Consider the following 20,505-nt stretch of genomic DNA (forward strand, 5'->3'; position numbering starts at 1 on the left):
GGGTGCTGCTCCTAGCGGGCCAGCCAGAGGCCGACGACGATGGCGGCAGCGACCGCGGTAAAGAAGAGTCGGTTGCGCAGGCGGGTATCACGGGGTGGCTTGGGCGGCGGGTTCACGGAGGCTCCGGCGTTGGCTGGGGTGTAGAATGGGTTGGTATTCCATGGTAATCCCGTTAGCCTGCTACTGCCACACGGGCCCTCGGCGGCCCGACCATCACGGATGATCCCATGCGCCCATCGTCACGCCTGCCCCGCCTGCTCTTCGCCCACGCCAACGGCTTTCCCGGCTCCAGCTATCGCAGCTTCCTCGGCCCCCTGGCCGAGCGCTTCGATCTCCATCCGCTGGATCGCATCGGCCACCACCCGGACTTCCCGGTGGGCCACAACTGGCTGGCCCTGCGCGACGAGCTGCTGCATACCCTTGAGGCGCTGGACGAGCCGGTGGTGGGCGTGGGCCACTCCATGGGCGGCGTGCTCATGGCCATGGCCGCCGAGGCGGCCCCCGAGCGCTTTCGCTGCGTGGTGATGCTCGACCCGCCGCTGATGCTTGGGCTGGACGCCTGGGCCATGAAGGCCGCCAAGCGCTTCGGCTTCATCGACAGGGTGACGCCGGCCGGCCAGAGCCAGGGGCGCCGTGCCGTCTGGCCCGACCGAGACGCCATGCGCCACGCGCTGCGCCGGCGCCGCCTCTTTCGCCGCTTCACCCCTGAGGCCCTGGACGACTACGTGGCGGGCGGCACTCGGCTGCTCGACGACGGCCAGGCGGCGCTGCTCTATGATCCCGGCATCGAGGTGGCGGTCTTCCGCCATCTGCCGGACCATCTGGGCGACCTGCCCAGGCGCCTGCGGGTGCCCTTCGCGCTGCTCGCCGGCGCCGACTCCGACCTGCTGACCCCGCGCCGGCGACGGAGGCTGGAGCGTCACGGCGTGCCGGTGAGTCTGGTGCCGGGCACCCACATGTTTCCCATGGAGCATCCCGACGAGGCCCGTCGGATCCTGCTCGAGACCCTCGATCGGCTGCTGGAGGCCCGATGACTGCTCCCGCTGAGATGACTGTTCCCGCTGAGATGAATGAGCCCGCTGCCCTGCGGCTGGCCGGAGGGCGCCTGGCGGCGCTGGCCTGGGGCGAGGCCGGGGCTCCGGTCTGGCTGGCCCTGCACGGCTGGCTCGACAACGCCGCCAGCTTCAGCCGCCTGGCGCCGCTGCTGGCAGAGCGCCTGGGCATCCGGGTGGTGGCGCTCGAGTTTGCCGGCCATGGCCACTCCGAGCACTCCCCGGGCGACTACGCCCTCTGGGACTACTGCCATGACGTGCTCGACGCCGCGGACGAGCTCGGCCTCGTGCGGCTGACGCTGCTGGGCCACTCCATGGGGGCCGGCGTCGCCTGTCTGACCGCGGCGGCGCTGCCGGAGCGGCTGGCGCAGCTGGTGCTGATCGACGGCCTGGGCGCGGTGACCACCGAGGCCGCACGCGCCCCCGAGCAGCTGCGCCGAGGGCTGATGGCCCACCGCCGTGGCGCCTCGCCGGCGCCGCACTACCCGGATCGCGAGACCGCGGTGGCGGCCCGAGTGGCGGGCGGCGCCACGCCTATCGACGCCGACACCGCGTCGCCCCTGGTGGCACGCAACCTTCAGGCCCTGCCGGACGGCCGCGTCGGGCTGCGCACCGACAGCCGCCTGCTGCGGCCCTCACCGGTGCGCCTCTGTCCCGAGCAGGCCCTGGCCTTCCTCGGGGCGATTCGCGCACCGACCCTGCTGGTGGAGGGAGAGACGGGGATCCTCGGCGAGAGCGAGCGGGCGCGTCTGGCGCGCGGCGCGCTGCCAGGGCTCGAGCGTCGGGTACTGCCGGGAGGGCACCACCTGCATCTGGAGGCGGGCGCGGTGGAGGCGGTCGCCGCGGCGATCGTCACCTGGCGGGAGCAGAGCGCAGCGGCAGCCGAGGTCGAGGAGCCGGGGCCATGAGCGATACGACAAGAGAAGGCAAACGGGTGGCTCTGGTGCTGGGCAGCGGCGGTGCCCGGGGCTACGCCCATATCGGCGTGATCGAGGCGCTGGAAGCCCGGGGCTATCGGGTGGTGGCCATCTCCGGCTGCTCCATGGGGGCCCTGGTGGGCGGTGTCTATGCCGCCGGTCAGCTCAAGGGGTACCGGGACTGGGTCTGCCAGCTGGACTACTTCGACGTGCTCAGGCTGGTGGATGTGACCTGGAGCCCCATGGGCGCCATGCGCGCCAGCAAGGTCATGGAGAAGCTGGCCTCCCTGGTGGGCGACGTGCGCATCGAGGAGCTGCCGATTCCGGTTACCACCGTGGCCACCGACCTGACTGGCCAGCGGGAGGTGTGGTTCCAGAGCGGTTCGCTGCTCGAGGCGGTCCGTGCCTCCATCGCGGTGCCCGGGGTGATCACCCCGGTGCACCGGGGCGATCAGGTGCTGGTGGACGGCGGCCTGCTCAATCCGCTGCCGATCATTCCCACCGTCTCCGCCCACGCCGACTTCGTGCTGGCGGTCAACGTCACCGCCCACAGCCCGCGGCCGGTCACCCTGGAGGAGCTGCTGCCTCCGGAGCAGGCGGAGCAGGAGCGCGCCCGGGAACGGGAGCGCGACGCCGGGGCCATGGACTTCGGCGGCTGGATGGACGAGGTGCGCCAGGCCGCCGGGCGCTGGTTCAACGGCCTGGGCGGCGACGAGGCGGCGGATGGCGACGGCCAGGGTGAGGAGGGCTCCCGCCGTCGACAGTGGGGCCGGCTGGATATGGTGCTGGAGTCCTTCGATATCACCCAGGCGGCGCTGGCCAAGTACAAGGTGGCCGGCTATCCGCCTGACGTGCTGATCGAGGTGCCCAAGACGGTGTGCGGCGCCTACGAGTTTCATCGCGCCGAAGCGCTGATCACCCTGGGGCGCCACCTGGCCGTGGAGGCCCTGGACCGCTTCGAGGGGCGCGACCACCCCGGCTGGGGCGGGCGCGGCATCGTGGTGGAGCCGCTGCAGGCCGAGGGCCTGATGCCGGGCGAGCCCGAGCCGGGCAGCTGAGGGCTCAGACCTGAATGGTACTTACTTAAGGTGCGCCAGGGAAAGCCTGGTCATCCGGGAAGCAGTGTCAAACAGCTGAAAGGATGAAATGAAACCCAGTGGGTGCAAGTCCCACCCGGCCAAGGCTAGCCACCAGCCGGTAGCGAGTGTTGCGTGGTGTCGGGCAACCGCCGCTGCGAAGCGTACACAGCGAGTGAGCAGGCCGTGTGATAGAGCCCCGAAATTGTGAAACGTGGCTGCCGACATTGTCTTAAGAATGGAAGGCAAAACGTCTCCGCCTTATGGCTTGGCGGATGCGGGCCGCCGGGGTCGAAGAGCAGGGCATGTTCATATAGGGGTTTCCCAGGAACCTGGGAGGCCCGTCCTTCTCCTCCGAAAACCAGGACGACAGGCATGGGGCTGCCTGCCGAGAAAGCTCCCGGTCCGGTGCTGTCGTGCCTGACGGTACCGGAAGCAAACAGCAGGCACTCAGGGGGTACGGCCAGGCGACGACAAGGAGCCAGCCGGATGGAGGGGCGGGAGTCGGAGTCGCTCATAGTACCCGGGAAGGTGGGGAACCGACTCGACGGGACCCACTGGAGGGAAGGGGCGGCCAATCATCAGAACTGCACGAGGGCAACATGACAGGTGCACAGGAACCTGAGGTCATGTCCACGAAACAAGTGCGGATAGCAGCACTGGCAGAGTGCTTCCCGCAGCGTGCCTTCACGTCACTGGCGCATCATATCGATGCCCAGTGGCTGAAGACGGCCTACCTGATGACGCGCCGTGATGGCGCCGTCGGGATTGATGGCCAGACGGCGGACGACTTCGCGCGCGACTTCGAGGCCAATATCCAGCGGTTGCTGGAAGCGGCCAAGAGTGGTTGCTACCGGGCGCCGCCAGTGCGGCGTGTCCATATCCCCAAGGGAGATGGGCGCACCACACGGCCGATCGGCATCCCCACCTTCGAAGACAAGGTCCTGCAGCGTGCTGTAGTGGCCCTGCTGGAGCCGCTCTACGAGTACGACTTTCTGGACGGCTCGTACGGCTTCCGGCCGGGACGCTCGGCGCACCAGGCGATCGAGACGGTGAGGGAGAGCTTGATGTCGATGGGAGGTGGCTGGGTCATTGACCTGGACATCCAAGCCTTCTTCGACACGATCGACCATCGGCACCTGCGTGAGTTTCTGCAGCAACGAGTGAAGGACGGTGTCGTCCTCCGCCTGATCGGTAAGTGGCTCAAGGCCGGAGTCCTGGAGGCCGGGCAGTGGCAGAAAGGTGAGGTAGGAAGCCCGCAAGGGGGTGTGATATCCCCCTTACTGGCGAATATCTACCTGCACTATGTGCTGGACGAGTGGTTTGAGAAAGACGTCAAGCCACGCCTGCGTGGACGCGCGTTCGAGGTAAGGTTTGCCGACGACGCCGTGCTCGCCTTCAGCAACGAAGCCGAAGCCCGCAAGGTGCTGGAGGTACTGCCCAGGCGTTTTGCACGCTTCGGCCTTACCCTGCACCCCGCCAAGACCCGACTGGTACGGTTTCAGCCACACGGTGGACAGCGCGCCGAGACCTTCGACTTCCTGGGCTTCACCCACTACTGGGGGAAGTCCCGGCGCGGTTACTGGGTTATCAAGCAGAAGACGGCCAAGGATCGACTCAAGCGAGCCTTGAGGCACCTGTCGGTCTGGTGCCGGGCGAATCGGCACCAGCCCCTTCTGATCCAGCATCGCCACCTATGTCGGAAGGTCAAGGGGCACTTTGCCTACTATGGCATCACAGGCAATTATGAAGCGCTGAAAGCGCTTGTGGATCAGGCCCGACGGATCTGGGTCAAATGGCTGAGACGTCGCTCTCAACGGGGAGGCTTCTCGTGGGATAAAGCCAACCTGCTGCTCAAGCGCCTGCCGTTACCCAAGGCAAGGATTGTGCACCAACGAACCCTTCAGCGAAGCTGGTGATTGAAGAGCCGGATGCGTTAATCGCGCACGTCCGGCTCTGTGGGGGGCCGGGTCGAGTAATCGCCCGGTCTACCCGACCTTTTTCGGATGACCGTGTTGGCGAATCTGTTCACGTGCTTCGTGGCGGGGCATTTGCAATAACCGGTGGGGTCGAGGTCGCCGCTTGATGGCTCTTGGCTCCAACCGATCCGGTCGTTGACCCACCCGAATCGTCGTCATCTGCTGCATCACACGCTGGTACTCTGCCTCTGTTAGAGGCGAACATGGCGCTATCTGCCTAAAAAGCTGCACACTGTGCTTGAAACTGACCTGGTGTGGCAAGCAGTCCGCCCACTTGCTGGAGACGGCCATCACCCGACGGACCAGGTTGTACGCCAGCAGATACACCCAGACTTCCTTCTCCACCATGGCGGGCGTCTTGCAGCGCAACACCTCCATCCCCAGCGTCGTCTTGATGTCGCGGAAACTCAGCTCGATCTGCCAGCGACCCTTGTAGAGGGCTTGCAGTTGCTGTCGGGGGCGTGCTTCGCCGAGCATAGCGTCGTGATGAGGATCGTACCGCCTACCGCCAGCTCCCGCACTGGCAGGCTTTCAGGCAAGGCATTAAAAGCCTCCTGGCTCATCCACGCGTGGCGCGCCTTGGGCTTCTGCCAGGTCGCTATATGATCCTTCTTCCCCAGTGGCGTGCCGGCCTGAAAGTCGGTCTTCCGGGCGAAATGCTGGCGCATCACGACATCGACGCCGCGAGATGCCAGTTCCGCGATGAGGGCATAGGCGGGGAAGTAGCGGTCGGCGATGACAATGTCGCCTGGCTCAAAGGTGTCGAGCATCCCCCGCAGCAACGCATGTTCGCCGGTTCCCTTGCCTTTGACTGGCCCCATGGCGGCGTTGAGCACCGCGCCACTGCTCAGGTCCATGATGGCTACCAGCCGGGCGACCGGGAACCCGAGGCCAGGTGTCTGGCTGGTTTGTTGAGGGAACTGCTGCTGGTTCTCTGGCGTATCCGGCATCGACACGGTCGTCCCGTCAATCAGCTTGATGGGCCGGCCCTGCCACGTCCACCGAGAGGGAACGTCCTTGGCCAGCGAACGACCCAAGTACCGCGCCAGGTCAGCCACCACCGTCCCCGGCAAGCGCTGGCGAGCGCGGCAGTAAGCGCCGGTGCGAACACTCCCGGGACGCTCTCGGTTCAGCATGAGGCGATTGACGGCCTGCTGGCAGGAGCCATCAGCATCCAGCACCTGCGACACAAAGGTTTCCAGGGTGGCCGTCGGTGGGAAGAGTCGGTGCCGGTCAGTGGCCAGCGCCTCATCGAGCCCTGACGAGGCACCGGCCGCATGGAGCTGAGCACGCAGCTCGGTGAGGTCCGGGCGGCGGATACGCTGTGAGACGCGGCGCTGTTGGCATTGGTGAAGCAGATCAGTAGGATAGGTCATGAAAGCAGGCGTTGGATTGGCGGTTTGTGTGTGGTTTTGCGACTTACACAATACCTCATCCCTCGCCTGTTTTCATTTATATCAAGGAGTTACGCTTCCTCTATTCCTTAAGTAAGTGCCATTCGGCTCAGACCTCGCCGCGGCGGCGCAGCAGCACGTAGAGGGCGCCGGTGCCGCCGTCGCCGTCGGTGGCCGAGCAGAAGGCCAGCACGCCGGGCCACTCGCGCAGCCAGGCGTTGACGTGGCTCTTGATCACCGGATAGTCGCTGATGGTCCCCCAGGCCTTGCCGTGAACCACCAGTACGCAGCGCTGGCGGGCCGCCGCGGCCTCGCGCATAAAGGCCTCCAGCTCGGCTCTGGCCTCCTCCAGCGTGTAGCCGTGCAGGTCGAGCCCCGCCTCCCAGGCAAATTCACCGCGCTTGAGCCGGCTGCGCTCCCGCCAGGGCAGGTCGGGGAGGGCGAACTCCAGGTACTCCGAGGGGCGCACCGCCTCGACCCGGCCGTCGGAGGTGCGGCCGGTGCCGCCGGTCTCGTTGGCCGACTGGGCGGCGGCGCGGCGGGCCTCGGCGGCCGGGTCATCGCGACGCGGGCGGCCGGGGTCGGCGCGGTTGGTGCGCAGGGGGCGCACGCCGGCCTCGCGCAGCGCCTGGCGGAAGGCGCTGATATCGTCATCGTCCGGGTGGTGTCGGCTCATGGCGGTAGCGGCCTGTTGCGTCGGGGGCTGCCCAGTATAGCGAGTGCAGCGTGGCTGTGAACCGCTGCGGCGGTTACAATCTGGCCTCCATGCCGACGACCACAGGACGCCACGTGTCCCTTCGCAACGACTCCTCGACCCTCACGCTCTCCGATGACGAACTGCGCGATGGCCTCGTGACCCTGCGCGACTGCCTGCGCTGGGCGGCCAGCGAGTTCCACCTGGCCGGACTCTTTCACGGCCACGGCACCGACTCGCCCTGGGACGAGGCGGTGGCGCTGACCCTGGGGGCCCTGCACCTGCCCTGGAACGTCGACCCGGCGGTGCTGGATGCGCGCCTGCTGCCCATGGAGCGGAGCCGCATCGTGGCCCTGGTGCGCGAGCGGGTGACCACCCGTCGCCCGCTCCCCTACCTGCTGGGGGAAGCCTTCTTCGCCGGTTTCCCCTTCGACGTGGACGAGCGGGTGCTGATTCCCCGCTCGCCCATCGCCGAGCTGGTCGAGCATGGCTTTGCCGCCTGGTTCCCCGAGGAGCCGCCGGCCCGGGTGCTCGACCTCTGCACCGGCTCCGGCTGCATCGGCATCGCCGCGGCGCTGCATCTGCCCACCTGCGAGGTGGATCTCGGCGATATCAGCGAGGAGGCCCTGGCCGTGGCGCGCCAGAACATCAGTCGCCACGACCTGGGGGAGCGGGTGCGCGCCGTGCACTCCGACCTCTTCGCCGGGCTGCCCGGCCGCTATGACCTGATCGTCTCCAATCCGCCCTATGTGGACGCCCGGGACCTGGCCACCATGCCCGCCGAGTTCCGCCACGAGCCGGCTCTCGCCCTGGGCGCCGGTGCCGACGGTCTGGATATCGTGCGACGCATCCTGCGCGAGGCCCGCGATCATCTCACCGAGCGCGGCGTGCTGATCGTCGAGGTCGGCAACTCCGACCGCCATCTGGAGGCCGCCTTCCCCGAGGTGCCCTTCCTGTGGCTCGAGTTCGAGCGCGGCGGCCAGGGCGTCTTCGCCCTCACCGCCGATGAACTCGATGCCCATGCGGCGTCCTTCGCCTGATCCACCTCGCCTTCGTTTCGCCACCCCGTCTAGGAGAAGCGCCCATGTCCGGCAACACCTTCGGCAAGCTGTTTACCGTCACCACCTTCGGCGAGAGCCATGGCCCCGCCCTTGGCGCCATCGTCGACGGCTGTCCCCCGGGGCTGCCGCTCACCGAGGCCGACCTGCAGCGCGACCTGGACCGCCGCCGCCCCGGCACCTCCCGCCACACCACCCAGCGCCGGGAGCCCGACCGGGTCAAGATCCTCTCCGGGGTCTTCGAGGGGGTGACCACCGGCACCGCCATCGGCCTTTTGATCGAGAATACCGACCAGCGCTCCAAGGATTACGGCAACATCAAGGACCAGTTCCGCCCGGCCCACGCCGACTACAGCTACCACCACAAGTACGGGGTGCGCGACTACCGGGGCGGCGGTCGCTCCAGCGCCCGGGAGACCGCCATGCGCGTGGCCGCCGGCGCCATCGCCAAGCAGTACCTGGCCAGCCAGGGCATTGCCGTGCGCGGCTACATGAGCCAGCTTGGCCCCATCGCGATCGACTTCAAGCAGTGGGAGGCGGTGGAGCAGAACGCCTTCTTCTGCCCCGACCCGGAGCGCGTCGCCGAGCTCGAGGCCTACATGGATCAGCTGCGCCGGGACCAGGACTCGGTGGGGGCGAAGATCACCGTGGTGGCCGAGGGGGTTTCCCCCGGTCTCGGCGAGCCGGTCTTCGACCGTCTGGATGCCGAGCTGGCCCACGGCCTGATGAGCATCAACGCGGTGAAGGGGGTGGAGATCGGTGACGGCTTCGCCAGCGTGGCCCAGCGTGGCAGCGAACACCGCGACGAGATGACCCCCGAGGGCTTTCTCTCCAACCACGCCGGCGGCGTGCTGGGCGGCATCTCCAGCGGCCAGGCCATCGTCGCCCACCTGGCCCTCAAGCCCACCTCCAGTATCACCACCCCGGGGCGCTCCATCGACGTCCATGGCAACCCCGTGGAGGTGATCACCAAGGGGCGTCACGACCCCTGCGTGGGCATCCGCGCCACCCCCATCGCCGAGGCGATGATGGCGCTGACCCTGATGGACCATCTGCTGCGCCACCGCGCCCAGAACGCGGACGTCAGCGTGGCGACGCCCGTCCTGCGCTGAAAGGGAAAGCGTTGAGGCTGCGGCTGACGGGGCTGCTACACTGGCTGCAAGTTCCCATGGACAGGACATCGTCATGAAGATCAACGTCGAGTTCGACCTCACTCCCGAAGAGTTTCGCCAGGCCCTGGGCCTGCCCGATGTGGCGGTATTCCAGCAGCAGGTTCTGGAGCAGATCCAGAAGCAGATGGAGTCCGGCGTGGAGGGCTATGACCCCATGAGCCTGATGCAGCCCTTCCTGCAGCAGTCGGGCATGGGTCAAGGGCTGACCCAGGGGCTCTCCCAGGGCCTCTCCCAGGGGCTCTCCAGCTTCGGTACCTATCAGCAGATGATGCTCGACATGCTCAAGCAGGCCGGCCAGAGCGCCGCCCAAGGCAAGTCCGAAGCAAGCCCTGACGACGCCGGCGCCAGCAGCAAGGCCTCCGGCCGCAGCACGGCGAAGAAGGGAGCGGCCAGCGCCAGCTCCCGGGCCAAGCGCAACGGCTAGGCCGATATTCGCCTTTCATCGTCTTGCAACCTTTGGCATGGCAGACTAGGCTTTGTGCAGTGCAACATGGCGGCGGGCGCTTCCCGCACGCCCTGAGTTACAACATGAGGACGCCCCCATGCAGGACAAGATGATCGAAGCCTTCAACGAGCAGACCCGTCAGTTCTTCGAGCCGATGCGCAAGCTCAACTCCCTGATGCTGGACAACATGGAAAAGCTGACCCAGTACCAGATGGAGTCCATGAAGCGCTACAGCCAGCTCGGCACCGAGCGCCTGCGCGATGCCAGCGAAGTGGCCGATGCCGACTCCCTCCAGGAGTTCAGCGCCCGCCAGGCCGAGGTGATGAACCAGCTCTCCCAGCAGATGCTGGAAGACGCCAAGGCGCTCTCAGAGATGAGCCTGGAGTTCAAGGCCGAGCTCGAGAAGCTCTTCGCCGAGCAGGCCAAGGTGGTCGAGCAGGCCCAGAAGGGCGCAGCGCCCGCCAAGGATGAGCCGGCCAAGGCGCAGTCCACCCGGGGCGGCAGCAAGAGCTGATTGCCAGACCGGTCTCAAGCCGGCGGCCCCGCCGGGGCCGCTGACCGAGCCGCCACGCCTCTCAGGAAGGCGCGGCGGCCCGTCTCATTCGTAGCAGGCGTGGCAGGCGCCGCGCGCGTCAGGAGGGGTCAATGCAGCCAGGGGTTGAAGCACCGACACAGGCCGAGCTCGAGGCGTGGAACGCCCAGCTCAAGGAGATTGGCGAGGAGTACCGCGCCCTGATGGGCGATCTGCTGGAGCGCATCGTGCCCAGCGACGCCGCGGGCTCCGTCTATGGCGACATGCGCGAGAGCTTCCAGGCCGCCGCCGAGGCGCTGATGGGGAACCCGCCCCAGCTGTGGCAGGCCCAGGCACAGCTGATGCAGGACCAGTTCCAGCTCTGGCAGCACGGCCTGCGGGCGCTGTCCGGCGAGCCGGTGGAGCCGCTGGTGACGCCCGGACGCGGCGATCGCCGCTTCCAGGACGAGGCCTGGCGCCAGGATCCCTACTACCAGGCGATCATGCAGCAGTACCTGCTCTTCTCGCGCATGGTGGAGCAGCTGATCGAGGGGCTCGAGCTGCCCGACGATCAGAAGCAGCGCCTCGGCTTCTATGCCCGCCAGCTGGTCAACGCCATGGCGCCGACCAACTTCGTCACTACCAACCCCGAGGTGATGCGCAAGACCCTCGAGACCCGCGGGCAGAACCTGGTCGATGGCCTTAACCGGCTGCGCCAGGACCTGGATAACTCCGCCGAGGGCCTCAACGTCACCATGACCGATCGCAGCGCCTTCGAGGTGGGTCGCAATATCGCCGTGACCCCTGGCTCGGTGGTCTACGAGAATGAGCTGATCCAGCTGATCCAGTACGCGCCGACCACCGAAAAGGTCTTCAAGACGCCGCTGCTGGTCATTCCGCCCTGGATCAACAAGTACTACATCCTCGACCTGCGCGAGGACAACTCCTTCGTCAAGTGGCTGGTGGCCCAGGGACACACCGTCTTCCTGACCTCCTGGCGCAACCCCGGCCCCGAGCAGCGCGACCTGACCTGGGCCGACTACATGCAGCTGGGCCCCATCGCCGCCATGGAGGCGATCGAGCAGGCCACGGGCGAGAAGTCGGTGAACCTGCTGAGCTACTGCGTCGGCGGCACCCTGGCGGCCTCCACCGTGGCCTTCCTGACCAGCACCCGTCGCGGGCGCAAGGTGAAGTCGGCCACCTACATGACCACCCTGCAGGACTTCCGCGACCCGGGCGAGATCGGCGTCTTCCTCAACGAGCCGGTGCTCCAGGGCATCGAGGCCAAGATGGAGCGCGACGGCTACCTGGACGGCCGCGTCATGGCCTTCAGCTTCAACCTGCTGCGTGAGAACGACCTCTTCTGGTCCTTCTATATCAGCAACTACCTGAAGGGTGACGTGCCGGCCCCCTTCGACCTGCTCTACTGGAACACCGACGGCACCAACCTGCCGGCGGGCACCCACGGCTGGTACCTGCGTCACATGTACCTGGAGAACCGCCTGGTGGAGCCCGGCGGGATCGAGCTCGACGGCGTCAAGATCGACCTGCGCAAGGTCTCCACGCCGAGCTACTTCCTCTCCACCCGGGAGGACCATATCGCCAAGTGGAACAGCACCTACTACGGGGCGCTGCTGCCCAAGGGGCCGGTCAAGTTCGTGCTGGGGGGCTCCGGCCATATCGCCGGGGTGGTCAACCCGCCCCACAAGAACAAGTACGGCTACTGGACCAACGATGCCCTGCCGGAGACCCATGAGGAGTGGCTGGCCGGTGCCGAGCAGCAGGAAGGCTCCTGGTGGCCCCACTGGCAGGCGTGGATGACCGAGAACGGCTACGCCGACCCGGCAGCCGAGAAGATGGTCCCCGCTCGCCAGCCCGGCGACGGCGAACTCGAGATCATCGAGCCGGCTCCCGGTCGCTACGTCAGGATGACCATTCCCGAGGTGCTGGGCGAGATCCCGACTTCGTCGAAAGCCTGAAGCTGTAAGCTGTAAGAAGAAGCGCCCAGCCGAGTCATCGGCTGGGCGCTTCTTGTTGGGTTCAGCGCAGAGTGGCGTGCCTCCATCGCCCAATGAATTGGGCTCCTACGCGGCGGGGCGGCGGCGCAGCCGCAGCCCCGGCAGCACCAGCAGGGCGGCGAGCAGCCAGGCGGGCCAGCTGCCGGTGCGGGTGAAGGGGGTGAGGCCCGCCATGGGGCGCACCTCGCCGGTGATGCTGGTCATCTCGAACTGGGGCGCCCGGGCGGTGACGCGCCCCTGGGGGTCGACGATCACGGTCACCCCGTTGCTGGTGGCGCGCACCAGGTAGCGGCCGTTCTCGAGCGCCCGCAGCCGGGCCATCTGCAGGTGCTGTAATGGGCCGATGGACTCGCCGAACCAGGTGTCATTGGAGACCGTCATCAGCAGGGCGCTGTTTCGGGCGCGCTCGGCCACCAGGTCGGCGTAGATGATCTCGTAGCAGATGGCGTTGCCGATGGTGGTGCCGGCGGCGACCATCGGCGCCTGGCCCGAGGGTCCCGGGGTCATGGCGGGCATCGGCAGGTCGAAGAAGGCGATGGTGCCCCGCAGCAGGCTCTCCAGGGGCAGGTACTCGCCGAAGGGCACCAGGTGCTCCTTGCGGTACTCCCCCTCGGCGTTGCCGAGGCCGATCACGCTGTTGAAGTAGCGTCCCTGGGCCTCGCGCTGGAGAATGCCGGTGATCAGGGCGGCATCGGGGGAGAGGTTGGACTGCACGCGCTCGAGGATCGGCCGCGCCTGATCCTCGAACATCGGCAGCGCCGCCTCGGGCCAGACGATCAGGTCGAGATCGTCGGGCTGGTTGCGAGTCAGCTCGGCGTAGCGGTTGGCCGCCTCGCGCTGCCCCTCCGGGGTCCATTTGATCAGCTGGTCCAGATTGCCCTGCAGCAGGGCGACCCGCAGCGGCTCGCCGGCGGGCTGGGTCCACTGGGTCGGCAGCGCCAGGGGGGCGAGCCAGAGAGCGGCTACCGGGGCGGCGGCCCACCAGCGCCGGGCCAGGAACTCCACCAGCAGGGTGCCGGTGAGGGCGGTGATTAGCGACAGCAGGTAGACGCCGCCCACCGGGGCCCAGGGAGCCAGGGGGGAGTCCACGTGAGCGGAGCCCAGCAGCAGCCAGGGAAAGCCGGTGAAGAGCCAGGTGCGCAGCCACTCGCCGAGCACCCAGGCGCCGGCAAAGGTGAGGAAGGCCAGCCGCGCCCCGGTGAGCCGGCGATAGAGCCACAGGGTGACGGCCAGGAAGAGCGCCATGCTGGCCACGAACAGCGCGGTGAGAAACACCGCCAGGGGCACGCCGGTATAGCCGTAGTCATGGATCGAGACGTAGACCCAGGAGGCGCCGGAGCCGAACAGCCCGATGCCGTAGCACCAGCCGCGCAGGGCGGCCTGTCCGGGTGTCAGGGTGTGAATACCCAGGTAGACCAGCCCCACGGCCACGGGGCCGAGCCACCACAGCTCGAAGGGCGAGGCGGTGAGGGTCGTCAGTACCCCGGCGGCCAGCGCCAGCAGGCAGCCCAGGAGCGGAGAGAGTCGCAGCTCGGACATGATGACTTTCCGTGTCGGGTTCGGTTGACAGAAATGCCGTGTCAGGCGCGGAGGGCTCAGCCCTCATCCTGCCCGCCGGCGGGCTCGGCTTCCAGCAGGCGGATGCGGCGATTGTCGGCGTTGAGCACGGTGAAGCGCCAGCCGCCGATCTCGGTGTGCTCGCCGCGCCCGGGGAGGTGGCCGAAGCGCTGCATCACCAGTCCCCCCAGGGTATCGAACTCCTCGTCGGAGAAGCGGGTCGCGAAGCGCTCGTTGAAGTCCTCGATGGGGGTCAGGGCGCGGATGGCGTAGCGGCCATCGCCCAGCTCGCGGATATCCTCCTCCTCGTCGGCGTCGTGCTCGTCCTCGATCTCGCCGACGATCTCCTCGAGGATGTCCTCGATGGTGACGATGCCGGCGGTGCCCCCATATTCGTCCACCACGACCGCCATATGGTTGTGGGTGTCCTGGAACTCCTTGAGCAGGCTGTTGAGCCGCTTGGACTCCGGCACGAAGAGCGCCGGGCGCACCACCTCCTCGAGGCGGAAGGGGCGGGTGCTCTCCTGGCCTCGCTGCAGCAGGGGCAGGAGGTCCTTGGCCAGCAGAATCCCCTTGACCTCGTCGAGGTTCTCGCCGATCACCGGGTAGCGGGAGTGGCCGGTCTCCAGGATCAGCGACAGATACTCCTCCAGGGGCTGGTCGAGGCCGATGGCGGTGACCTGGGAGCGGGGAATCAGCACCTCGCGCACCTGCTGGTCGCTGATCTGCAGGGCGCCCTCGATGATCATCATGGCGTCCTGCTCGAGCTTCAGGCGGCTGGCCGCCTGGCGCAGGAAGGCGAGCAGTTCGTCGCGGGAGCTGGGTTCATCGCTGTCGCTGGACAGCGCGCCCAGCAGCTTGTCCAGCCAGGATCGGCCGCCCTGGCCGCTCGATCGGTCGTCGCTCATGGGTCGGGTCTCTTGTCCTCGGGATCGCGATGGGAGGCAGGCTGGGTGACGAGATAGGGGTCGGCGATGTCGAACTCGGCGAGGATCTCGCGTTCGAGCCGCTCCATCGCCTCGGCCTCCTCATCCTCGATATGGTCATGGCCGAGCAGGTGCAGGGTGCCGTGGACCACCATGTGAGCGTAGTGATCGGCGAGCGCCTTGTCCTGCTCGGCGGCCTCGGCTACCACCACCGGATGGCAGATCACCAGGTCGCCCAGTAGCGGCAGCGCCACCCCGGGCGGGCTCTCGAAGGGGAAGGAGAGCACATTGGTAGGGCGGTCGCGGCCGCGGTAGTCGCGGTTGAGGGCCTGGCTCTCCTCACTGTCCACCAGGCGCACGGTCAGCTCGCTGTCGGCGGCGACGTCGTGGCGGGCGAGCACCGCGGCCACCCAGGCCTCCAGCTCCGCCTGGCCGGGCAGTCCCTCGGCCTCGATGGCCTGCTGGCGATCGACCACCGGGCTCATGAGTCGCCACGCTCGCGATCGAGACGGTCCTGTCGCTCGAGACGCAGGGCCTCGCGCTCCTGGTCTCTGGCGGCCTTGCGGGCGCGCTCGGCGGCTTCCTGCTCGGCCTCGAAGTGGTCGTAGGCCTCGATGATGCGTTGCACCAGGGGGTGGCGCACCACGTCCTTGGCGGCGAAGTGGGTGGTGCCGATGCCGGGGGTGCCCTTGAGCACCTCCATGACCTGGATCAGGCCGGAGCTCTGGCCCCGGGGCAGGTCGACCTGGGTGACGTCCCCGGTGATCACCGCGGTGGAGCCGAAGCCGATGCGGGTGAGGAACATCTTCATCTGCTCGCGAGTGGTGTTCTGGCTCTCGTCGAGGATGATGAAGGCGTTGTTGAGGGTGCGCCCGCGCATATAGGCCAGCGGAGCGATCTCGATCACCTGGCGCTCGATCAGCTTGGCCACCTGCTCGAAGCCGATCATCTCGTAGAGGGCGTCGTAGAGCGGCCGCAGGTAGGGGTCGATCTTCTGGGCCAGGTCGCCGGGGAGGAAGCCGAGCTTCTCGCCGGCCTCCACCGCCGGGCGCACCAGCAGGATGCGGCGCACCTCCTGCTGGTTGAGCGCCTCCACCGCGGCGGCCACGGCCAGGTAGGTCTTGCCGGTGCCCGCCGGGCCGATGCCGAAGTTGATGTCGTGAGCGCGGATGCTCTGCACATAGGCCTGCTGGTTGAGGCCCCGCGGCTTGATCAGGGTGCGCGGGGTGCGCAGCAGCACCTCGTCGCCGCCTTCGCCGCCCTCTTCCTCTTCCAGCGCCTCTAGGCCGGACTCCTGGAGGAAGAGATGCACGGTGTCCGGTTCCAGGTCGCTGGCTTCGGTTTCCCGATAGAGGTGCTCGAGCACGTTGGCGGCGGCCTTGACTCGGGCCATGGGGCCGGCCAGCTGGAAGATGTTGCCGCGGTTGCGCAGGGTGATGCCGAGGCGCGTTTCCACCAGCTTGAGGTGCTCGTCGCGCTGACCGCACAGGTTGGCGAGGCGGCGAGGATCGTTGGGCTCGAGGTTCAGGGTGATGATGCGATTGGCCTGAGAGGATGGCTGGCTCAAGGCTGGCGGGTCCCGTGGAAGATGAATTTAGGGCAGCTTACTGCCCCGACGCGCGCCGGGGCAATACGACGCTGGGAGCGGCCTCAGTAGACCGCCGGGGAGGCGAGCTCGCCGCGCAGGGAGTTGGGCAGCGCCTCGCTGATCTCCACATCGACGAAGAGGCCGATCAGCTCGGTGGGGTTGGGGGCGCGGAAGTTGACCACCCGGTTGTTCTCGGTGCGGCCGGAGAGCTGGCCCGGGTCCTTGGGCGAGAAGCCGGTGACCAGGATCCGCTGGGTGGTGCCCACCATGCGCCGGCTGATCTGCATCGCCTGCTGGTTGATACGCTCCTGAAGGATCGCCAGGCGCTGCTTCTTGACCGCCTCAGGGGTGTCATCCTCGAGGGAGGCCGCCGGGGTGCCCGGGCGTGCCGAGTAGACAAAGCTGAAGGAGTGGTCGAAGCCGATACGATGGATCAGGTCCATGGTGGCGGCGAAATCCTCGTCGCTCTCGCCGGGGAAGCCGACGATAAAGTCCGAGGAGAAGCTGATATCCGGGCGCAGGGCGCGGATGCGCTCCATCTTCTCGATGTACTCGTCGGCGGTATGGCCGCGCTTCATGGCAGAGAGGATCCGGTCGGAGCCGGACTGCACCGGCAGGTGCAGGTGGCTGACCAGCTCCGGAATCTCGCCGAAGGCCTCGATCAGGCTGTCGGAGAACTCCACCGGGTGGGAGGTGGTGAAGCGGATGCGGTCGATGCCCTCCACCGCCGCCACGCAGCCGATCAGCTCGGCCAGGTCGATCTCGTCGCCCAGCTGGTTGAGCCCGCGGTAGGCGTTGACGTTCTGGCCCAGCAGGTTGATCTCGCGCACGCCCTGGTCGGCCAGGTGGATCACCTCGTCCATCACCGCCTCGAAGGGGCGCGAGACCTCCTCGCCGCGGGTGTAGGGCACCACGCAGAAGGTGCAGTACTTGGAGCACCCCTCCATCACCGAGACGAAGGCGGTGGCGCCGTCGGAGCTCGGCTTGGGCAGGTGGTCGAACTTCTCGACCTCCGGGAAGGTGACGTCCACCACCGAGATCTGGTTCTGCTGGCGGGCGTCGAGCATGGAGGGGACCCGGTGCAGGGTCTGGGGGCCGAAGACCATGTCCACATGGGGGCCCGCTTGCGCAGCGCCTCGCCCTCCTGGCTGGCCACGCAGCCGCCCACCCCGATCACCAGGTCGGGGTTGGCCTCCTTGAGCTTCTTCCAGCGTCCCAGCTGGTGGAACACCTTCTCCTGGGCCTTTTCGCGGATGGAGCAGGTGTTGAGCAGGATGACGTCGGCCTCGCGCTCGTCGTCGGTGAGCTCGAGCCGGTGAGATTCGCCGAGCAGATCCGCCATGCGAGCGGAATCGTACTCGTTCATCTGGCAGCCGTGCGTCTTGATGAAGAGTTTCTTCGCCATAGGAGAGAGTGGGCCGTGCCTTGGAAAAGTAGCCGCATATTGTACGCTCCGGCGCGCGGTGGAGCCAGCATGGGCCGTCGGCCCCGGGAGTGTGCTACCCTTGCGCTCTTGTCGGAACACCGTGTCGAGGAACACTCAGCACCATGGCGGCAAAGCCGATCTATCGGGTGGTTTTCCACCAGCAGGGCGAGGTGTGGGAGCTCTACGCTCGCGAAATCTTCCAGAGCGACCTGTGGGGCTTCATCGAGGTGGAGGAGTTCGTCTTCGAGGACGCCTCCAAGCTGGTGGTGGACCCCACGGCGGACAAGCTCAGGCGCACCTTCGAGGGGGTGAGCCGCAGCTACCTGCCGCTCAATGCTATCGTGCGCATCGACGAGGTGGAGCGCGAGGGGCCGCCGCGGGCGGTCAAGAGCGAGGGGCGGGTCACCGAGTTCCCGCGCTCTTTCGCGCCGCCGTCGCCGCCGGAGCGCTGAGGATGTGCTGGTCACGAAATGATCAGTTGGCGCCGAGGGCAGGCCCCATGCTGCCGAGCGGCGCCTTTCCAGCGGTTTTCCCGACACTTGTCCACAGCAGCTGTGGAAAAGCCTCTGCGGATCACGACCCCCTAAAGGGCGGCTGTCTCATCGCGGTGGCGCCGGCAGGAGGCCGGTGCCCGCTTCCGGTCACGCCAGAGTGGAACCCCGCCAGCTTCAGCAGGATGACGGCATGACACGATACGATCTCAAACGACTCTCCCTGGGCCTGGCCCTGGGGCTCCTGACGCTTCCCGTGCAGGCTCAGGAGAGCGACGCGACCCACTGGGTCAGCGACTCCATCACCACCTATGTGCGCAGCGGTCCCACCGACGGCTACCGCATCGTCGGCACCCTCACCGCCGGTGAGCCGGTCACCCTGCTGGAAACCAGCGGGAACTACAGCCGCGTGCAGAACGGCGGCGGCAACACCGTCTGGGTGCTCTCCAGCGAGCTCCAGGAGACCCCCAGCGCCCAGGTGCGCCTGCCCGCGCTCGAACGCCAGGTGGCCGAACTGACCGCCGAGCTCGACGGCATCAACGAGCAGTGGGAGAGCCGCACCGAGGCGCAGCGCGCGACCCTCGAGACCCGCGAGTCGCGTATCGCCGACCTCGAGACGCGCAACCGCGAGCTCGATGCCGAGGCGGAGCAGGCGCGCCAGACCATTCGCCAGCTGCAGGCTCGCCTGGATACCCAAGAGGAGGACCTGCTGATGCGCTACTTCATGTACGGCGGTGGGGTAGCCGGTGCCGGCCTGCTGGTGGGGCTGATCGTGCCACACCTGCCGCGCCGCAAGCGCAAGCGCGACCGCTGGTTCTGAGGAGATGCCCATGGCCAATGAGTGGCTCGAGCGCTGGCGCGAGGGGCGCATCGGCTTCCACCGCGACCGCCCCCATCCCATGCTGGTCAACCACTGGCCGGCCCTTGGGGTCAGGCCCGGCACCAAGGTGCTGGTGCCGCTCTGCGGCAAGAGCCTGGACATGCGCTGGCTGGCCGGCCAGGCCCACCCGGTGCTGGGCATCGAGCTGGCGCCGGAGGCGATCGAGCAGTTCATGGCCGAGGGGAGGGGTGACGACCCGCTATCCCCAGGCCGGCTTCCAGGTCTGCCGACAGGGCAGCGTGGAGCTCTGGTGCGGGGACTTCTTCCATTTCCATATCGAGCAGGCGGCGGAGATCGGCGCCTTCTACGATCGCGCCTCCCTGATTGCCCTGCCGCCGGCCACGCGCCAGCGCTACGCCTTTCACCTGGCCCAGCTGGTGCCGCCGGGCAGCCGCGGCCTGCTGATCAGCCTGGAGCGGGAGCCGGGCGATGAGGGCGGGCCGCCCTTCAGCGTGCTGCCTGACGAGGTGCGCGATCTCTTCACCCCCAACTTCCAGGTCACCCTGCTGGAGCAGGGGGAGCCGGAGCCCGGCCGCGGCTTTCGGGAGAGCGCCTGGGCGCTGGTGCGCCGCGGGCCGCTGGAGTAGCCGTGACCACGACATGCAGCGAGGGCGCCCGCCGGGCGCCCTCGCTGCGTTAGGCGTGCCGCGCCGAGATGGCCGGGCGACCGTGGGGGGCTCAACGCGCCAGCAGCTGGCCCAGCTCCGGGTCCCGGAAAGCACGGTTCAGGCCGTCGGAGAGCAGGTCGTTGACCATGCGGGTATTGGTGTCGCGGTCCGGACGCACCGCATAGCTCTGGGTGCGTCGAGAGGTGTAGGTGCCGGTATAGGTATTGCCGCCGTTGCGCGCCTCGGCCACGAAGACCGCCTCCAGGCGTGCCTCATCGATCACCGGGCGGCTCTGGCCGCGCTCGTAGCCCAGGTGGTCCAGGGTCAGGGTCAGGCTGGGGCGATTCGGGGCGCTCTCGGTGGTGGGGGAGAAACCCATGTCGCGCACTGCGCGCTCGGCCTCCCGCTGCAGGTGGGGGGTCAGCTCATGGGCGTTGACGGTGATGGTGGCGGTGGACATGGCGCTGCCGGTGCGGGTGCCGATCACCTCGCTGTCGCGCCCGTCCACGGCGATCACCGTCACCGCCTGGCCGCTGCCGCTCACCGGCACCTCGGCGCTGCGCTGGGGGCTGAGCTGCAGGTAGTGGGGGCTGGCGCAGGCGGCGAGCAGGCCGGCGGCGAGCAGGCCGGCAGAGAGACGAAGGAGGGCGGTACGAAGGCGATGGGGGCGCGGCATGGTGGGCTCCGGTGCGGCGAATCAGGACAGGCCGACA

The 20,505-nt window shown here is 67.9% G+C and carries 19 protein-coding genes and 2 pseudogenes; 12 read left to right on the top strand and 9 right to left on the bottom strand.

What is annotated here, in order from left to right; all coding sequences use genetic code 11:
• Positions 1 to 227: 227 nt before the first annotated feature.
• From NHL60_RS06385 to ltrA, 4 genes are all read left to right on the top strand, one after another.
• A complete protein-coding gene (locus NHL60_RS06385) occupies positions 228 to 1,034 on the top strand; it encodes an alpha/beta fold hydrolase (protein WP_253450391.1) in 807 nt (268 codons plus the stop codon).
• The gene (locus tag NHL60_RS06390) at positions 1,031 to 1,960 is read left to right on the top strand and encodes an alpha/beta fold hydrolase (protein WP_253450394.1); all 930 of its coding nucleotides are present in this window, start codon (positions 1,031 to 1,033) and stop codon (positions 1,958 to 1,960) included. The genes NHL60_RS06385 and NHL60_RS06390 overlap by 4 nt, the downstream gene beginning before the upstream one ends.
• Positions 1,957 to 3,027 (top strand): patatin-like phospholipase family protein, encoded by a 1,071-nt coding sequence (locus NHL60_RS06395; RefSeq protein ID WP_253450397.1) that lies wholly within the window; start codon positions 1,957 to 1,959, stop codon positions 3,025 to 3,027. Before NHL60_RS06390 ends, NHL60_RS06395 begins: the two co-directional genes overlap by 4 nt.
• 647 nt (positions 3,028 to 3,674) lie before the next feature.
• Positions 3,675 to 4,964 carry a group II intron reverse transcriptase/maturase gene (gene ltrA / locus NHL60_RS06400; RefSeq protein WP_253445189.1) on the top strand — a complete coding sequence of 430 codons (1,290 nt, stop codon included), beginning with the start codon at positions 3,675 to 3,677 and terminating at the stop codon, positions 4,962 to 4,964.
• A 69-nt stretch (positions 4,965 to 5,033) separates the two neighbouring features.
• Here the strand turns inward: ltrA and NHL60_RS06405 are convergent, their stop codons facing one another.
• The 3 genes from NHL60_RS06405 to NHL60_RS06415 form a co-directional block, all read right to left on the bottom strand.
• Positions 5,034 to 5,501 (bottom strand): transposase, encoded by a 468-nt coding sequence (locus NHL60_RS06405; protein ID WP_253450400.1) that lies wholly within the window; start codon positions 5,499 to 5,501, stop codon positions 5,034 to 5,036.
• Positions 5,432 to 6,400 carry an IS4 family transposase gene (locus NHL60_RS06410; RefSeq protein WP_253443268.1) on the bottom strand — a complete coding sequence of 323 codons (969 nt, stop codon included), beginning with the start codon at positions 6,398 to 6,400 and terminating at the stop codon, positions 5,432 to 5,434. The genes NHL60_RS06405 and NHL60_RS06410 overlap by 70 nt, the downstream gene beginning before the upstream one ends.
• 127 nt (positions 6,401 to 6,527) lie before the next feature.
• Positions 6,528 to 7,094, bottom strand: a complete 567-nt coding sequence (locus tag NHL60_RS06415) for a Smr/MutS family protein (RefSeq protein WP_253450403.1) — start codon at positions 7,092 to 7,094, stop codon at positions 6,528 to 6,530.
• 89 nt (positions 7,095 to 7,183) lie between these two features.
• Here NHL60_RS06415 and prmB point away from each other — a divergent pair, with 89 nt between their 5' ends.
• The 5 genes from prmB to phaC all read left to right on the top strand — a co-directional run bounded on the left by prmB (position 7,184) and on the right by phaC (position 12,277).
• The gene (prmB, locus tag NHL60_RS06420; protein ID WP_253450406.1) at positions 7,184 to 8,152 is read left to right on the top strand and encodes a 50S ribosomal protein L3 N(5)-glutamine methyltransferase; all 969 of its coding nucleotides are present in this window, start codon (positions 7,184 to 7,186) and stop codon (positions 8,150 to 8,152) included.
• Between the two features lie 44 nt (positions 8,153 to 8,196).
• The gene (gene aroC / locus NHL60_RS06425; protein WP_253450408.1) at positions 8,197 to 9,282 is read left to right on the top strand and encodes a chorismate synthase; all 1,086 of its coding nucleotides are present in this window, start codon (positions 8,197 to 8,199) and stop codon (positions 9,280 to 9,282) included.
• Between the two features lie 73 nt (positions 9,283 to 9,355).
• Positions 9,356 to 9,766 (top strand): hypothetical protein, encoded by a 411-nt coding sequence (locus NHL60_RS06430; protein WP_253450410.1) that lies wholly within the window; start codon positions 9,356 to 9,358, stop codon positions 9,764 to 9,766.
• A 118-nt stretch (positions 9,767 to 9,884) separates the two neighbouring features.
• Positions 9,885 to 10,301 carry a phasin family protein gene (locus NHL60_RS06435; protein WP_253450412.1) on the top strand — a complete coding sequence of 139 codons (417 nt, stop codon included), beginning with the start codon at positions 9,885 to 9,887 and terminating at the stop codon, positions 10,299 to 10,301.
• Positions 10,302 to 10,432: 131 nt separating this feature from the next.
• Positions 10,433 to 12,277, top strand: coding sequence for a class I poly(R)-hydroxyalkanoic acid synthase (gene phaC, locus NHL60_RS06440; RefSeq protein ID WP_253450415.1), 1,845 nt, complete (start codon positions 10,433 to 10,435; stop codon positions 12,275 to 12,277).
• Positions 12,278 to 12,382: 105 nt separating this feature from the next.
• Here the strand turns inward: phaC and lnt are convergent, their stop codons facing one another.
• The 5 genes and pseudogenes from lnt to miaB all read right to left on the bottom strand — a co-directional run bounded on the left by lnt (position 12,383) and on the right by miaB (position 17,792).
• The gene (gene lnt, locus NHL60_RS06445) at positions 12,383 to 13,855 is read right to left on the bottom strand and encodes an apolipoprotein N-acyltransferase (RefSeq protein ID WP_253450418.1); all 1,473 of its coding nucleotides are present in this window, start codon (positions 13,853 to 13,855) and stop codon (positions 12,383 to 12,385) included.
• A gap of 56 nt (positions 13,856 to 13,911) precedes the next feature.
• Positions 13,912 to 14,781: an HlyC/CorC family transporter gene (locus tag NHL60_RS06450; protein WP_253450421.1), complete on the bottom strand. Its 870-nt coding sequence runs from the start codon at positions 14,779 to 14,781 to the stop codon at positions 13,912 to 13,914.
• Positions 14,778 to 15,284 (bottom strand): rRNA maturation RNase YbeY, encoded by a 507-nt coding sequence (ybeY, locus tag NHL60_RS06455; RefSeq protein ID WP_253450424.1) that lies wholly within the window; start codon positions 15,282 to 15,284, stop codon positions 14,778 to 14,780. Before ybeY ends, NHL60_RS06450 begins: the two co-directional genes overlap by 4 nt.
• Positions 15,281 to 16,366: a PhoH family protein gene (locus NHL60_RS06460; RefSeq protein WP_253450427.1), complete on the bottom strand. Its 1,086-nt coding sequence runs from the start codon at positions 16,364 to 16,366 to the stop codon at positions 15,281 to 15,283. The genes ybeY and NHL60_RS06460 overlap by 4 nt, the downstream gene beginning before the upstream one ends.
• Positions 16,367 to 16,449: 83 nt before the next feature.
• Positions 16,450 to 17,792: pseudogene (gene miaB, locus NHL60_RS06465) on the bottom strand (tRNA (N6-isopentenyl adenosine(37)-C2)-methylthiotransferase MiaB).
• 143 nt (positions 17,793 to 17,935) lie between these two features.
• Between miaB and NHL60_RS06470 the strand changes: the two are divergent.
• The 3 genes and pseudogenes from NHL60_RS06470 (at position 17,936) to NHL60_RS06480 (ending at position 19,771) form a co-directional block, all read left to right on the top strand.
• Positions 17,936 to 18,265: a DUF1820 family protein gene (locus NHL60_RS06470; protein WP_253450430.1), complete on the top strand. Its 330-nt coding sequence runs from the start codon at positions 17,936 to 17,938 to the stop codon at positions 18,263 to 18,265.
• Positions 18,266 to 18,497: 232 nt separating this feature from the next.
• Positions 18,498 to 19,124: a TIGR04211 family SH3 domain-containing protein gene (locus NHL60_RS06475; RefSeq protein ID WP_253450434.1), complete on the top strand. Its 627-nt coding sequence runs from the start codon at positions 18,498 to 18,500 to the stop codon at positions 19,122 to 19,124.
• Between the two features lie 10 nt (positions 19,125 to 19,134).
• Positions 19,135 to 19,771: pseudogene (locus tag NHL60_RS06480) on the top strand (thiopurine S-methyltransferase).
• Between the two features lie 91 nt (positions 19,772 to 19,862).
• Here NHL60_RS06480 and NHL60_RS06485 read toward each other — a convergent pair.
• Positions 19,863 to 20,468: a YajG family lipoprotein gene (locus NHL60_RS06485; protein ID WP_253450437.1), complete on the bottom strand. Its 606-nt coding sequence runs from the start codon at positions 20,466 to 20,468 to the stop codon at positions 19,863 to 19,865.
• Between the last annotated feature and the right edge of the window lie 37 nt (positions 20,469 to 20,505).

Origin of the sequence: Halomonas sp. Y3 (assembly GCF_024137965.1) — a bacterium.
GTDB classification, from domain to species: Bacteria; Pseudomonadota; Gammaproteobacteria; order Pseudomonadales; family Halomonadaceae; genus Halomonas; species Halomonas mongoliensis.